The 15,899-nt window shown below is 32.3% G+C and carries 11 protein-coding genes, 2 pseudogenes and 2 riboswitches; of the genes and pseudogenes, 4 read left to right on the forward strand and 9 right to left on the reverse strand.

What is annotated here, in order from left to right; translation table 11 throughout:
- Window position 1: 1 nt before the first annotated feature.
- Window positions 2-1,117 (reverse strand): FtsW/RodA/SpoVE family cell cycle protein, encoded by a 1,116-nt coding sequence (locus tag ACFVQC_RS21555; protein WP_002065490.1) that lies wholly within the window; start codon window positions 1,115-1,117, stop codon window positions 2-4.
- Window positions 1,118-1,207: 90 nt separating this feature from the next.
- Window positions 1,208-2,536 carry a magnesium transporter gene (mgtE, locus tag ACFVQC_RS21560; protein WP_377899231.1) on the reverse strand — a complete coding sequence of 443 codons (1,329 nt, stop codon included), beginning with the start codon at window positions 2,534-2,536 and terminating at the stop codon, window positions 1,208-1,210.
- Between the two features lie 212 nt (window positions 2,537-2,748).
- A riboswitch (M-box (ykoK) riboswitch) is annotated at window positions 2,749-2,925 on the reverse strand.
- Window positions 2,926-3,354: 429 nt separating this feature from the next.
- A riboswitch (M-box (ykoK) riboswitch) is annotated at window positions 3,355-3,518 on the forward strand.
- A 123-nt stretch (window positions 3,519-3,641) separates the two neighbouring features.
- Between mgtE and ACFVQC_RS21565 the strand changes: the two genes are divergently transcribed.
- Window positions 3,642-4,589 carry an LCP family protein gene (locus ACFVQC_RS21565; protein ID WP_016095350.1) on the forward strand — a complete coding sequence of 316 codons (948 nt, stop codon included), beginning with the start codon at window positions 3,642-3,644 and terminating at the stop codon, window positions 4,587-4,589.
- A 164-nt stretch (window positions 4,590-4,753) separates the two neighbouring features.
- Here the strand turns inward: ACFVQC_RS21565 and ACFVQC_RS21570 are convergent.
- Window positions 4,754-5,282 (reverse strand): annotated as a pseudogene (locus ACFVQC_RS21570) (S-layer homology domain-containing protein); the annotation flags it as partial.
- A gap of 539 nt (window positions 5,283-5,821) precedes the next feature.
- Here ACFVQC_RS21570 and ACFVQC_RS21575 point away from each other — a divergent pair.
- Entirely contained in the window at window positions 5,822-6,196 is a 375-nt protein-coding gene (locus ACFVQC_RS21575; RefSeq protein WP_002147867.1) for a hypothetical protein, read from the forward strand.
- A 277-nt stretch (window positions 6,197-6,473) separates the two neighbouring features.
- Here ACFVQC_RS21575 and ACFVQC_RS21580 read toward each other — a convergent pair whose 3' ends face one another.
- Both ACFVQC_RS21580 and ACFVQC_RS21585 read right to left on the reverse strand, forming a co-directional pair.
- On the reverse strand, window positions 6,474-7,019 hold the full coding sequence (locus tag ACFVQC_RS21580) for a GNAT family N-acetyltransferase (RefSeq protein ID WP_377895257.1): 546 nt from the start codon (window positions 7,017-7,019) through the stop codon (window positions 6,474-6,476).
- Between the two features lie 180 nt (window positions 7,020-7,199).
- Window positions 7,200-7,535, reverse strand: a complete 336-nt coding sequence (locus tag ACFVQC_RS21585; protein ID WP_377895255.1) for a hypothetical protein — start codon at window positions 7,533-7,535, stop codon at window positions 7,200-7,202.
- A gap of 1,106 nt (window positions 7,536-8,641) precedes the next feature.
- On the opposite strand from ACFVQC_RS21585, the pseudogene ACFVQC_RS21590 reads away from it, so the two are divergent.
- Window positions 8,642-8,725 (forward strand): annotated as a pseudogene (locus ACFVQC_RS21590) (undecaprenyl-diphosphatase); the annotation flags it as partial.
- A 19-nt stretch (window positions 8,726-8,744) separates the two neighbouring features.
- Here the strand turns inward: ACFVQC_RS21590 and bla are convergent.
- Complete coding sequence (gene bla, locus ACFVQC_RS21595; protein WP_377895268.1) at window positions 8,745-9,671, reverse strand: class A beta-lactamase Bla1; 927 nt, start codon at window positions 9,669-9,671, stop codon at window positions 8,745-8,747.
- A gap of 277 nt (window positions 9,672-9,948) precedes the next feature.
- The gene (locus ACFVQC_RS21600; protein WP_377895253.1) at window positions 9,949-12,084 is read right to left on the reverse strand and encodes a peptidoglycan D,D-transpeptidase FtsI family protein; all 2,136 of its coding nucleotides are present in this window, start codon (window positions 12,082-12,084) and stop codon (window positions 9,949-9,951) included.
- 403 nt (window positions 12,085-12,487) lie between these two features.
- On the opposite strand from ACFVQC_RS21600, the gene ACFVQC_RS21605 reads away from it, so the two are divergent.
- The gene (locus ACFVQC_RS21605; protein WP_377899232.1) at window positions 12,488-14,248 is read left to right on the forward strand and encodes a peptidoglycan D,D-transpeptidase FtsI family protein; all 1,761 of its coding nucleotides are present in this window, start codon (window positions 12,488-12,490) and stop codon (window positions 14,246-14,248) included.
- An 11-nt stretch (window positions 14,249-14,259) separates the two neighbouring features.
- Here ACFVQC_RS21605 and ACFVQC_RS21610 read toward each other — a convergent pair whose 3' ends face one another.
- Entirely contained in the window at window positions 14,260-15,087 is an 828-nt protein-coding gene (locus tag ACFVQC_RS21610) for an SH3 domain-containing protein (protein ID WP_377899234.1), read from the reverse strand.
- Window positions 15,077-15,610 (reverse strand): RNA polymerase sigma factor, encoded by a 534-nt coding sequence (locus ACFVQC_RS21615; protein ID WP_377899235.1) that lies wholly within the window; start codon window positions 15,608-15,610, stop codon window positions 15,077-15,079. The genes ACFVQC_RS21610 and ACFVQC_RS21615 overlap by 11 nt, the downstream gene beginning before the upstream one ends.
- Window positions 15,611-15,899 lie beyond the last annotated feature (289 nt).

Genomic DNA, 15,899 nt, shown 5'->3' on the forward strand with positions numbered 1-15,899 from the left:
ATTATCTGTTTATTTTATTGAAAATTGAGATATTTATTAGTATTCCCATTGCCATTAAATTAGCCATTAAAGAACTTCCACCAAAGCTAATAAATGGAAGGGGGGTGCCTGTAAGGGGGAAAATTCCCGTAACACCTCCTAAATTAACAATAGATTGAAGACCTATCATACTCCCGATTCCTATTGATATAAGACTTCCAAATTGACTTTTACACTCTTGAGCAACCTTAAAAGAGCGAATTACTATAGTTAATAAACCAGTTAAAATGATTAGTACCCCTATAATTCCAAGCTCCTCAGATACAATTGACATAATAAAATCAGTATGAGGCTCAGGTAAAAAACCTTCCTTTTGAACACTATTTCCAAACCCACGTCCACTAACTCCACCAGATCCTATGGCAATAAATGAATTTACAAGTTGGTAACCATCCCCTTTTGCATCAAGAAATGGATTGAACACCGTTGTAATACGCGCCATTTGAACATCAGATAAACCATATTTAACTATAAAGTATAAAGTCGGTACCCAAACAATAGAAGTAACCGTTATCCATTTCATTAAAATAGTAATGTTTATTCCAGAACATATAAACATACTAGCCCCTATTCCTAAAATTAATAATGCAGAACCTAAATTGGGTTGTTTGTATATCAAAAAGAACGTAAACATTAAAAACAAAATAACTTTACCACTGCCTTGCCAATATGATTTTTGCACCTCTTGACGTTTTGAAAAAAAACCTGCTAGTACAATAATCACACCCAGTTTAATAAATTCTGCAGGCTGTATTCCAAATATCCAAGATTGTGCATTATTAACAACTTTTCCTTTCCATAAAACTAAAAATAGTAATACAATACTTACCATTACAATACACACGGAAACGATGCGTTTTTTCCATATATGAAAAGGTAGTCCAATACAAATTATTAATCCTATTACTCCTAAAAAAAGTTTATTTAATTGAGAGCGAAAAAAGAAATCACTACTATAGCCATAATTTTTAACTGCAACAATTGAGCTGGCACTATACATCATCAAAGTCCCAAATACAATTGTAATGATAAGCGAAAACACCAACGGATAATCCAGTAACTTGAATACTTTTTTCATTTCTATTCTCTCTTTCTCTATACTTCCAACAAGTTTGTCTACAAACTTTGCAGGAACGAGCTTAGGTATAAGAAATTTAATATAAATTTCTTATAAGCCTAGTAACATTTTTGCAATGGTAAAGTACAGAATTAACCCCGTTCCATCGACTAATGTCGTAATGAACGGACCTGAGATAACAGCTGGATCCAGCTTTAACTTATTTAAAATCAAGGGTAATACAGATGAAACAATAGACGACCAAATAACAATGAACAATCCAGTAATAGCTACAACTTGTGCGACTTCTGTACCTACGCCTAAAGTGTACGCACGAATTAATGCCGCCACGGCTAATGTAAGCCCTAGTAAAATGCCTACTAATGCTTCTTTTTTCATAACACGAAATATATCTTTAAATTTCACCTCATTTAGAGCTACAGCTCGAACCAATGTAGTTACGACCTGTGTACCTGTATTTCCACCAGTTCCAATTAACAATGGAATAAAGAAAGCCAATGCAACTACATGAGTCAAAGTTTCTTCATAATGTCGAAGTACAGAACCAGTATATGCTTCTGCTACAAACAGAAGTAATAACCAACCTATACGTTTACGGTATATTTGCCAAATAGAGGTTTCGAAATATGGCTTATCTAATGGGGTGCTCCCTCCTAATTTTTGAATATCTTCAGTTGCTTCTTCTTCGAAAACATCCATTGCATCATCGAAGGTTATGATACCTATCATCCGATTATCGATCGTTGTTACAGGTATAGCGGATAAATCATAATCCATTAGCTTTTGTACAGCTTCCTGTTGGTCTAGGTCCACTGAAACTGAAATAACATCCAATGCCATTATTGATGATAAAGTCTTATCATCTGAAGCTAGCAATAATTCACGAATAGAAACAATTCCATTAAGCTGACCACGCGAATCAAGAACATAAATATACGAAATTGATTCTACCCCTGCTCCAATTTTTCTAATATGGGACAGCGTATCTTTCACTTTCCAATTTTCCCTGGCAGCAATATAGTCAATTGTCATCAAACTGCCCGCTGTTCCAGATTGAAAAACCAGCAGACTTCTAATTCTTTGTTGAGATTCTTCAGACAAAAGTTGTATCAGTTTTTCAGCCTGAAGTGGATGAATTGAAAGAATTACATCAACAAGGTCATCAATAGATTGCCTAGCTAATAGCCCTTCTCCTTTATCCACAGGCAAGTTGGTGCAAATATTATATTGCTCCTCTGGAGTAAGGTAACTAAGAATTTTCGCACTTTTTTCAGCAGGAAAACATTTCATTAAAGATATCTGATCTTTATGATGAAAATCTTTCATTTCCATTGCAATATCATAGGATTGAGTTTTTATAAGTTCTCCTACTAAGTGGATGTCTTTTGTCGTTAATAATTGTTGTAAACATTTTTTCATCGTAATTCCTCCTTAAGGACAGTGGTACTTGTTATCATTTTCCCACTTTTGGGAAAACAAATTTCTTAATAAATATGGGATCAATATCATCAATCATTAGTTTTCCCCCCTTTTATAAGAGATTTATTACAAATAAAATTTCGCATATAAAAAACCTCCCCTAGTGATTCAACTAGAGGAGGCTGATTTTAAAAAAGACATAGCTAAATAAAGCTCATTCCCCCTAGTTGAGTTTTGGCACTATACAACGTAAAGGATGAATCATTCATCACTTAGCTATCTTAAGAAGAGCCTTAATCCGACAATTCCTGTTCTACCCATTGGCATCTTTCGATATTTTTGGGCAATAGCCTGTGTTTGTATAGGAGCCTCACCTAACAGGTTATAAATATTTAAAATTTTTTGCTTGTTTCGTGTTAAAGCATATCCACTATTTTTGAACTTGTCAAGTAATAATAAAACTTATTTCTCCACCTTTTGATATCAAAACATTCCCAAATCATAGATATAAACATCTGTATAATAATTTATATTTATACAACGAATTTTACAATTTATACACTAAATTTTCAAAATTATAAACTATAAAATTAATTTTTTTTTTATTATTACACGTGTCTTGACGCTTTATTATTGAAGATTGATGTAAAAATAAAAAATTTAAAACCAAAGACGTCTGATAGATAACAAAAATTTCAACTTGATTCTCTCTCATTTTCAATATAACCTGTATCTTGTACAAAGGGATAAATTTCAAACACATTATTTTCACAGTAGATAAACACACAACATGTAATTTGCTTATTTCTGCAAATAATATATGTCTCTGTTAGGTGAGGCTCCTGTATAGAGAAACGCTGCTACCCAAAAATGTCGAGAGACGCCAATGGGTCAACAGGAACGGTCGAATTAAGGCCCTTCTTAATGTAGCTGGTTTTAAACCTATGCTGTACAGTGCTAAAACTCAATGAGGGGGACTTTTATGATAAAACGACTTGTTTAGCTTTTTCTTAGCAAGGTTTGTTTGTCTCGAAAAAGGCCTTTACTCATATGAGCAAAGGCCTTTTTAATGTGAATATAGTACAAAAAGAAAGGGTGAATCTGCATGAAAAAAAATTGGATCTATCACAATAAAATAAAAGTTATTTTGGGTACGTTATTTTTTATTTCCCTATTGGGAGGAACATATATATACTCTCAATTTTATAACTTTAGTGATAAAACATATCGTGAACTCGAAAGAGGACGCAAATCTATGAAAAGAGAACATAAAATATCCCCTTTAAAAGATAATATTTCCATCTTAATCATGGGAGAGGATAATAGTGAAACAAGAGAAGGAGAATATGGAAAAAACGCAAGGTCAGATGCATTAATGGTTGCTACGATTAATAAAGAAACGGCAGCAATAAATTTGTTAAGTATTCCACGTGATACTCGAGTCTATATACCAATAAAAGCAAAAGAAGATAAAATTGCACATGCACATGCATTTGGTGGTATAGATAGTACAATAGATACCGTTGAAAAGTTTTTGGATATTCCCGTTGATTATTATATTAAATTTAATTTTGATTCATTCTTAAGTCTTATTGATACGATTGGAGGAATTGATGTAGATGTTCCCGTCACATTTACAGAACAGGACAGCCAAGACCAAGCTGATGCTATTCATTTGGAAAAAGGATATCAGCACCTAAATGGCGAACAGGCCTTAGCCTTGACTAGGACACGCCATATTGATAATGATTTTATGCGTGGACAACGGCAGTTATTAGTTATAGAGGCGATTGGAAATAAAATATTAACCATGAACTCATTAAGCAAGTTTAATAGTATATTAGATACAGTTAGTCCACATATGTCTACCAATTTATCCACAACAGATATGTTCTCTATTGCTAAAACTATGATGGACCACTCACCTAACATTAACAAAAGGCAGATTAAATGTAATGATAAATATATAGATGGTATATACTATGCACAACCTGATAAAGAAAGTGTTCAACAGATTTCGAAAGATTTAAAACAAGAATTACAAAAAAAATAAGAATTTTTTAATATATTTTATTTCAGACAAGATTTATAAATATAAAAATGATATATAGATTTTCTTATATAAATCTCTCGCAATATTTGAAATTTAATTATAAAAAAGTAGAAAGTATTCTTGCTAACAAGAATGCTTTCTGTTTTACACGAGTCTTTTAGTAACTATTTATTTTTAGTAAAAAGGATATAACTAGGGGCATAATATACCCATTGTTCATCACCAATACTTAACCATCCATTTTGTTCCTTGTATACAGAATATGATTCATTTTTACTTAGTTTACGAATTACTTCATAAGTCGTCCCAGGTCCCTTGCGCGGATTTACTCCAGAACCAGTTATGGTAACAACACCTATTGTATTATTGTTTAATACATGTAGCATTCTATTCAGAAAGGCAGCGACTTCTCCGCGAGCGGCTGTACCTTTGGGCATAAATTATAAATTCATTTTTTTCATTTCCTTTTACAATCCCTAGTCCATAAACGCGTTGTACAGCTTGTTTATCATACACTAAGTTCTGATCACTAAAAGGCAAGTCTACTAGCTTTCCAATAATATTTTTATATTGTAACGATCGATCAATCATAATGACCACTTCGTCACGCTTAATTGTGTCATTTGGAGCAAAAATATTATCTCCTCTACCACTAATGATTCCAGCTGCTGCTGCACGATTAATCCCATCTATAAATAAAATTTTTGATCTCTTTTAATTACTATCTAATTTCAATTTACCACTATCTTTATTAAGAAATGAGGAAAAATAAATGAATAAAGAAGTTTTTCATAATATACAATATGTTTATCTTCAAAATGTATGCTTGTACTTATTTCTTTAGATATTTTACATTTGAATCTTAATTATAATCCACGCATGTGAATTCTCTAAAGAAAAAAACCTAAAAAGAGAATTAATCTTCCAAATTTCACATAGGGAATCATTTGTTTTCTAAAAAACATCCAAGAATCTTTATCAACTCATTTTAGAATATTTAAACAATAATTTTATATACAAACTCTGCATAAATTATTCATTTTCTTTTATATAAGACATACCTTTTTACTTCTGATAAATTCTTAAACATTGGATTATTATACACAATCCAAAAAACATGTAGTATTTTGTAGAATTTTGTCTATCAATATGTATGTACACCCTTTTGTAGTGGATATAGACTGTGAGGTGTAAGGAGATACCTTACACAATAATGCAAAGGAGATTATAGAATGAGCAGATTAACAAAATTCTCAAAGTTAGCATTTGCAACATTAATTGCAGGAAGTAGTTTAAGCGTCTTTGTTTCTTCACACAGTGTACAAGCTGACACCTTAGATCATAATTACCAAGACACTGTAAAATTCATACCATCTTCTAATGCTAGACAAACATTGGAACAAAAAAACACTATTGTTCCTGAATCAAAAGTTATTAAAAACCATTATGTAAAGTACTCTAAAGCACATTTCCAATCTAAAGAAAGTATACCAAAAGAAATTTATTACTCTTCAGAAGGCTTTAAGGGCTATATACAATCAACTACCGTTTGGGATATGGGAGATCATTTCGCAACGATATATTCCGGAACCGTTATTCGATGTTAGATTTTTAATGCAACATCTCCAAATGGTTATAAAAATCACTAGATCACTGCAAATACTGTAACATCTATTACACAAAAAAATAAACCACAAAATCATTCAATTTCATGGTTTATCTATTACAAAGATAATGCTAAACGAATACTCTAACATTACCTTCCCCAAAGTTAATTATAGAGTATTTTCAAAAAAAAGACACTCTTGTAGTGTCTTTTTTATAGTATTTAAATTTACTCCCATCTTACTTCGTTTCTGAATTTAGTAAATATGTAGAGCCCTTTCATTCAGACTTCAAAATTGAATATTGATATTCATCAATCCACTGTCCTTTTAACATATAATTTTGCAATAAATGACCTTCTCGCCTCATACCCACACGTTCTAGTACAGAAATAGACTTGTTATTTCGGACATCCGAGAAAGCAATCACTTTATGCTTTCCTAACGAATGAAATATATAATGCAATAAAGCATAAATAGCCTCAGTTGCATAGCCATTTCCCTGATATTCTGGGGAAAGAGTAAATCCAATTTCAACGATACGAGGTTCACTCAAAAGCGTGTGAAGTGCACAATCTCCAATCATTTTATTATTTTCAGCCAAAGCAATTGCGAACTGGAACCAAGTACCTGGTTGATTAGGATTATTATTAATTTGTTCATTTACAAAAGTTTCTGCTTCATGATATTGATAATTATCCCATGACTGAAATTTAGCTACTTCCGGATTAGAGCGATAAAAATGAAAGTATTTAGTGTCATCAATACTCAACCTTCTCAAAATAAGACGATCTGTTTTCCCAAAAACTTGATCATATTTCTCCATAACCTTCTCCTCTCTTCACTACATTAACTGTGAGCTGGATTTCGTTACTTCATAGAGTTTTTAGTTTTATCTTTATAATACATAGGCGTATATTGTTTGCATACATAAAAGAAAGTCTTTATCCCTCTTTATTTTATATTTTGAAAAGAATTCAGCTTCCCCACACCTTATTTTTTTCGGCTATTCATTTGTTTCAATGTAATAATTTTGCATTTCGTATATGCAATAGACAATTATCACTAAACTCCAACTGACACCATAGTAATCATGTGTGTAGAACTCATATCCTGCCTTAATTCCTTTTTCTATTACAACCAACGTAAATCCTAAAGCCATCCAAGTATTAATTTTCATTTTAATAAAAGTTATAGCTATCACGATTAAAAACAAAATATTTGTAAGGCAGTTTATCATTAGCCCATATTTTTGAATGTATATTGCCATTATACAAGCAACGATATTAGTCGCAATGCCAAAAGCAACTACCGCTCCCCAAATCCTGTCCGAAAGTCCCACTCCTGAGTCAGTCCCTTCCTTAATAAACATCCTTTTCTTTATTTCGTTCCTACACTCTCTATTCAAGATATGCTTTATTAACCTTGTTTGATGAATATCTATTTATCTTTTCATATAGAGCAAACAGAATTTTTACTCATAATTTTTTATTTATTAGGCAAACTATGTCTAAGCCGTTTGAACTAGCGGCTTCACTCTTCTGGTAATGGGAAAGCAATTTATTGTAATTGACTAACTCATTCAATTCATTGGCACCGGCAGGCAACCAAAATTGTTGTCTGCCATTTTCATGTATACTTTTTCTGATTTCATTTCAAACTATATAGAAATAGCGTGCTGTACTGATTTTAAACAGAATAGAAATTGATTTTTGAAAAGGCAGAAAGGGTAGGATTCTGTCTACTTTTTGTATAAGACTTTTTCTTTTCACATATACTATTTTTGAACCTGTTTACCAATACGTGTCCTATTGGTGTCTTGAATTCCTCCTCAATTTCTTTATTTTTTGGATTTTACAAATCTGAAGACAAGAATTTCAAGCATATTTTCTGGTTATTCGTAGTTTTTATCCAGAATAAATTCCTCGTGTGAGCTGTATACAAAAAAGAAAAGACACCAAAAAGGTGTCTTTTCTTTTTAAATCTAATCGGATTTCAGTAGTATATTTGTTCTCTTAAAAACCTTCTATCTTGTTCTTAAAGTTGTCAAATTTCATATGTAATTCCAAAAAAAACTTATGCTATTATGTAGCTAATAAACTATGTGTTCCCTTCCCCCTGTTTCCGGCCCTGTAAATTTTACAGGGTCTTTGATTATTTGACAGTTTATCAGCGTTAATAAATTCGAATTTTCATTTTAAATTGTTTAAATGTTAATTAGGTTTTGAACCAATATATTAATATTTAGCTCCTGATTCTTTACTCCTTTTAGATGAAGTGGACTCTCATTTACATGCTAAAAAAAGCGTTTTAACTAATAACAACCCTAAGACAGTCTTATATTGAGCCTTGGGGTTATTATTTAAATTGTTATGAACATCATAGGAGAACATTCTTCTCCTGCACTTGATAGAATAAATTGTCCCTAAAATAATAATTGTTGCATTTATACTTCTAATAGGAATACAAAAAAGCGATTCTTTTCACATTAAAAAGAATCGCTATCCAAGTTCTTATTTTCAATTACATTAAATAAAGAATTGAGAAATTATCACCTAAGAGCCTTAACTATCACTTCAGTTGCCTCTGCAATTAGTTGATTATCATAGGTAGCCTCTTTCTCATCTTTACTGGATAAAATTGCGATGATAATGGGTGCTCTATTTGGCGGCCAAACGACAGCAATATCATTGCGTGTCCCATAACTTCCAGCTCCTGATTTATCTCCAACTACCCAGTCAGTTGGTACGCCTGCGCGAATAAGTTTGTCTCCTGTAGCATTTCCTTTCATCCACTCTGTAAGAATGTTACGTTTATGAGCTGGAAGTGCATTTCCGACCGTAAAAGCTTTAAGATTCGTAGCAATTGCTTTTGCTGTACTAGTGTCACGAATGTCTCCTGGAGTAGCTTCGTTTAACTCTGGCTCAAAGCGATCAGCCATAGTAACCCGATCACCCATCTGTCTAAGTGCTTTTTCATATCCTTTAGGTCCGCCTATTTTATTAAATAAAATGTTCCCGGCAGTATTATCACTGGAACGAACAGCCGCCTCTGCAATTTCCCCAAGTTTCATGCCTGTATCTACATGTTTCTCTGTAATGGGTGAATATTCAACTAAGTCGTCTTTCGTATAAGTGATAACTTCATTTAATTTATCAATTGAGTTTTGCTGTAGCAATACCCCTGCCGCTAAGGCCTTATAGGTTGATGCAAAGGCAAACCTCTCATTAGGTCGATATGCAATTGTTCGATTTGTACCAGTATCAATAGCATACACACCTAATCGAGCATCAAATTTTTTCTCAAGTTGAGAGAATTCTTTATACGTCGCATGATTTTTATGTTTAACTGGTCCGGTCTTTTCTTTCGCTTCAACTTGCAATGCCCCTCCTGTAAAAGCTTCTAGGCTTGTAAGACTTAAACCTAATATACCAACGCATATACCTATTTTTAGCATCCTTTTGTTTTTCAAAATCATCATTCCTTTCAAATTTTCAATACTAAAAACAAGTTGTAAATTCAATACACTGTATCTGAACACCTGTTTTTATACGTACAAATAATAGACCATCTAAGAAACAAGTTTGTTCCATAAATTTAAAACCTTTTTAACTAGTAGCCAAGATATTAACAAAGGTAAGAGATAGCAACTATGATAGCTGCTATCTCTTATTTCAAATCTTCCTTTTTCTTTAACTTATAAAGGCTTTTATATAAACAGGGTCTCTTCCCCTGAGAAAAATGCACAAATTTTACTAATTTTGATTCGAACTATCTGTACTAGCAGCTTCACCATGCATACGTTGCTGTTTTAAATCAAAGTATGCATCTAAAACTTCCTTTCCAATTATAGAATTAATTCCATTTTTATCATCATGAAGCCATGGGACTACTACAGAAAATGCTACTTCTGGATTATCATATGGAGCATATCCAACTAATGTTAAGTTGTAACATTCCATACGTTCTCCTTTTGCATTTCTACCAATTGGATCATCTCCACCATATACAGTTTGAGCTGTCCCTGTCTTTCCTGCTGGTTTGTATGGAGCATTCTTGAAATACTTCACGCCAGTTCCATCACCTTCTTGGAATACCCATCTAAAGCCTTCTTTTATCCGATCAATATGTTCTTTCTTCATATCAACTCGATTTAATACGACAGGCTCTATAGAGCGTATAACTTTGCCAACTTCCTCTTCTTTTATTGATTGTTCTCCTATTTCCTGTACAATTTGGGGTTGCATTCTATATCCACCGTTAGCAATAGTTGAAATATATTGTGCCAATTGCAATGGCGTATAAGTATCATACTGACCGATAGAAAAATCTAGTAAAAACCCAGGTTGACTATCTACTTTTCTAGTTTGCCCAATTATTTCATTCGGTAAATCAATACCTGTTGGTACCCCTAAACCAAATTGTTTAAAATAATAACGCATCTTATCAAATGCTTCTTGTTTAATATCTAATGAACCATTCGGTACGTAATTAACTCCCGCAATTTTTAAAGCTGTCTGGAACATATATACATTCGAAGATACTTGTAAAGCTCGTAAATCATTAATATTACCAAATCCGGATACATTCCATGATTTCTTGGCTTGTGTACCTTTAAATTTCATCGGTGCATCATAAAATTGATCTCCTGGCTGTATTGCCCCTGTCTCATATCCAGTTAATAACGTTGCGCCTTTTACAGCTGACCCTAGCTCATAAGAAGTTGTCATGTTACCTAATGCCAAATCCTCAATCTCTATTTTTCCTTCTTTTTCTACAATCTTTTTGCCTGCCATAGATAAAATCTGTCCGTTATTTGGATTTGTCATGACGACAAACGCTCGGTCCAACAGTGGCTCTGAACTCTTAAAAGCTCTCAAATTTTTCTCTATACTTTCCTCCACTTTCTTTTGTAATTCCATATCAATCGTTAATGTTAAACTATTACCACTTTTTCCTTTAGAGATGATTTCTGTATTTATAATGTTTCCTGATTTGTCAGTAACGTTTTTCACTTCTTCTTTCGTACCGTGTAATGCATCTTCATATCGTTGTTCAATATAACTTTTCCCTACACGATCATTACGGTTATATCCACGTACCAAATAAGAATCTAAGTTTTCTTTCGGTAATCCTTCTTCACTGCTTGTAATATTACCTAACACTGAACGAAATAAATTACCATTTACATAATTACGTTCCCAATCAACTGTTGCATCTACTCCTGGAAACTCCGCAAGGTTTTCACTTATGCGCGCATATTCTTGATCTGTCACATCTTTTTTAATAATTTGTGGTGTTAGTTGATAACCTGAACTCATTTTACTTTTAATAGCTAAAACCTTTAAATCTTGTGCTGTTAATTCTGCCAATTCTACTTCTGTAACGCGACTTCGTCTTAAGTCTTGAATTTTTTTGTCTAGTTCTTTTCCCTCTATTCCCTTTTCTTTAAACTTTCCTATATCTTTTTTAGTAATCTTTGATTCCGCACGTTTCGTATTCAATTGCATCCAGAAATCTTTTTTATCGATATCGGTTAACTTATTTATATCTTGTTCGGGCATTTCAAGTACTTTCGCCAATTCTTTTGCTGTTTTTAAAATATCTTCACTCTTAATCCCCTTCACCCTTGTATACGTAATTGTGCGAAGAGATTTATTATTAACGACCGTTTTCCCTTCTCGATCTAGAATTTGTCCACGTGGAACCGGTATACTAGTTGTTTCATTTTGACTGTTTTCCACTTGGTTCTTATAAGCCTCTCCTTCAACAATTTGTACCTTTCCTAGCTGCATAATAATAGCTGAGAATAGTAGAAATATGCAAAGGAACATTATATTTAATCGAATAGATATATATGTCTGCTGCTTCTTTTCTTTTTGTTTTTTCATAAATCCTCCATATAATTCTTCCGGAACTCCTCACTAATACTTAGTAAACAAATATAATAAATACGTTCCCTATATATTAGAAACCACCATTCAGTTATAAATAGTGTCTTATCTTTTTTTCTAAATCCTTGTAAGCGTCCATTCCTTTTCGTTTAGCCGCGTAATTGATAAATCTCCTTTCCTGTTTTTCTCTCTAATTCTTTTATCACTTGCATTAGAAATGCTAAACTGTATAATGACTCATATTAAACTTACACATAGACTTGCTAGTAACTTTTCATACTAATTATTCCTTTCTTCATGCTGTAATACTTAATAGACAACCTAAGTAATAAAGTTGTTCCACATTTACAAAAAAAATAATTAACTATAAGATGAAATAGGCTACATAAGGGAGGGTTATATGTTACATACAAAAAGATGGAGATTACTTGCGGTTCTTTCTATTGTAGGTTTGATTTTACTAATTTTATTAAAAATCAACTTCATTTCAATTACTATCGCAACTTCTTCAGCTGAAAGAGGAAAAATTTTTGATCAAAATGGTGTAATACTAGCTACAAATAAAAAAGTTAAGTCTCTATATTGCACTTCTAATGATGAAAAGCTATCGAATCAAGATACATCAAACACATTAGCTTTTTTCAATCAATTTTCAAACGAGTTTCAACATGACATTTCTGCAGAGGACATAAAATTACAATTACAACAATCTTGTAAAAAGCAGACTATGAATGATATACCGTTTTACTCTGACATAAATGAGAGTGAACTTACATTCATAAACAAGAACAAACCCAATAATGTAATAATCAAAGATGAATTGATTCGATATTATCCTAAACACGAAATTGGTTCACAGCTAATTGGGTATGTAGAAAATGACCTTAATTCTAAGTATGGACCTGTTGGAAAAAGTGGGATTGAGCTTCAATATGAAAATGATTTAAAAGGAAAACCCGGAAAAACTCTGATTTTTAAAATGAATAATAAAAAGTTCTTATGGAACATTCAAAAAGTACAAAAAGGAAAAGATGTCCGGCTAGCTTTAGACTCTAAATTGCAGCAAAAAACAGAGGAAGCATTAAGATCTCAAATTAAGAAAATACCTGATGCTAATGCTGGTTATGTTGTAGTAACCGATGTAAAAACTGGCGCAATTTTAACTATGGCCAACTCGGCAGTTTTTAATCCAAATATATTACATACACATGTATCATCTAAAAATGAAAACATTAAATCACTTTCGCAAAATAAAGCAATTCAAAAATTAAAGTATGGTGAATCTTATGTAAATATGGCCTCTACTATAAAGCCACTTACTATTTTAATTGGATTAAACGAAAAGCTTTTTCAACCTGAAGATACTTATTTAGATAAGGGTAGTTTTCAGTATGATAATCAAAATAACATTACGAATGCACCTGGAACGCCAACAGGTGAGATTACACCGAGGCAGGCTATCATTAATTCATCTAACACATTTATGACAGCAAAAGTAGCTCTGCCCTTATTCAACCAAAATAATGGGAATATAGAAAAAGTGGCACATATATGGACAGATTATTTAATGCAATTCGGCCTTCGTTCTAAAACTGGGATTGATTTACCCTTTGAAGAAGACGGACAATATGAATTCCATCCATCTAATAAGTTTGAAAATGGAATCTCCGCTTTATTAAATGCCTCTTGGGGAGGAAATGAAGTGCATACTCCTCTTCAACTCGCTCAATATGCAGCAACTTTGGCAAGTAAAGGTGATAAATATAAACCTCAAATTGTAAGTGCTATTATTGGTCAGGACGGTAAGGAAACAAAAAAGTTTAAGCCAATTTTAGAAAGTTCAAATCGTTATCCTATGAAATTTTGGAGCGTCGTGCAAGGTGGAATGAGTCAAAATATAGAGGAGATTAAAAACTTGCCCTTTCATGTGGCAGGTAAAACGGGTATTACAGGTTTTCCGAATGAGCAAGAAAGAATGATAAATCATTCTCTTTTCATTGCATATGCTCCTACCGAAGATCCACAAATTGCTATTTCTGTCGTTATTCCTGGTAGTAATTCAGAAAAAAACATCGCTGCTCTCGTTACATCAGAAATTTTAGAGTCCTGGAATACGCTTCAAAAAGAAAATAAAAACAAAGAGGAAGGTTCATTAAAGTGAACCTTCCTCTTTTACCATATAGAATCTATATTTATTATTTTCCATTCACCTGCATCATTCTTTTCAAACATAAATGAATACTTAATATCAGTTAAAACATACTCTTTTTGTACATATCCAGTATTACCGTTAATTGTAGATATTTTTATATACCCATCATTCTGCACTTTTTCTGGAATCCAAGCTTTTACCATTTCATTAGATACTTCATATAAAACTTGTGATTCTCGTTTTGGTTCAGCTAAAATTTTTGTTTTATTTCCAGTAACAGTTGCATATATAAAATGTGCTTGCTTTGGTTGGTTACTTTCTGTCAATCCACTTGGTACTTTGTATACTTTTTTTGTATCATTTGCAAATTCTCCTCCCATTGTAAGAGCGACCTGCAACTCATGAAAAATATCTTCATCAAACTTCAATTCATCCTTCTTATAACTCTTCCCTTTAAATAGAACTTCATCATTTAATACTTTATATAAATCATTTTCATTTTTAGAATTTGTACTTCGATATAAGTCATTCATAAATTGTTTTAGTGAGGGATCTTGAGCAGATTCATCTTTTGTTTTAGGCTTAATTTGAGTACTACTTTGTACCGGTGATTTATTATCATCCAGCCAAGGTTGTTGAACAATGAAAAAGAAAAATGTACAAGCTAAAACCACTACAATTGGCAATGCTTTTTTACGAAATGGTCTTGTATGTTTTGGCGAATCTACCTCATTACTTTGGTATATAGATTGCTTTATTTTATAAATAAATTCTTCTTCATCTTTACGATGCTCCATTGGTCCATTTTGTAATTTGCTATACCAATCAGGATTTTTTTTACTGTTCATCACTACTACCCTCCCCTATTAATTTTGAAACCTTACTTCTCGCTCGGCTTAATCTAGATTTGACTGTTCCAATTGATACACCTAATGTTTCAGCCATTTCTTCATAAGATAATTCATATTTCGCGTCCAATATTAGTATTTCACGGTGTTTTTTAGGTAGTTTTAATATAACATCCCACACTTCATTTAGTTCCTCTTGCTTAAAAAACTCTTGTTCTGCCGATGGAGATTGCTTATCGTCACTAAAAAATCCCACTAAAGATATCCTTTTAAAATAAGAGGATTTCAAATAGTTTATTGCCGTATTTCTTGTAATTTTTAATATCCACGTTTTAATAGATGACTCCTTTCGAAACGACTGCCAATGTTTAAAAACCTTTATAAAGACATCTTGTGTGATGTCATCTGATAAGTGTGGATCTTTCGTAATAATAAATGAATAATTCCATACATCTTGCCAATAGTCTTTTATAACATAGTCAAGCTCATCATGATTACATTTTTCAATAAACTTCTGTTCCATTTCCACACCTCAAACTTATTTGAATAAACATAAAACTGCCCTCACTTTTAATATGGTTTCAATATATAGACATGATACAAGTTTCATTTGTTCCATTGTTTATCTTTTTTTTGATAGAAGAATTCTCCTGAAAAATGTAAAAGTGTGCAATACATTTCATTAAATAATCACCTTTACATTCTTTTCGATGACAGAATCCATATTCAGCCCGTACTTGCAAATACTATTTCAAAAATCACTTTTGAAACCATAGAATTTGATTTACATAATGAAAATGATGCGATGTCAA

The organism is Bacillus sp. NPDC057893 (genome assembly GCF_042796455.1).
Lineage (GTDB): Bacteria > Bacillota > Bacilli > Bacillales > Bacillaceae_G > Bacillus_A.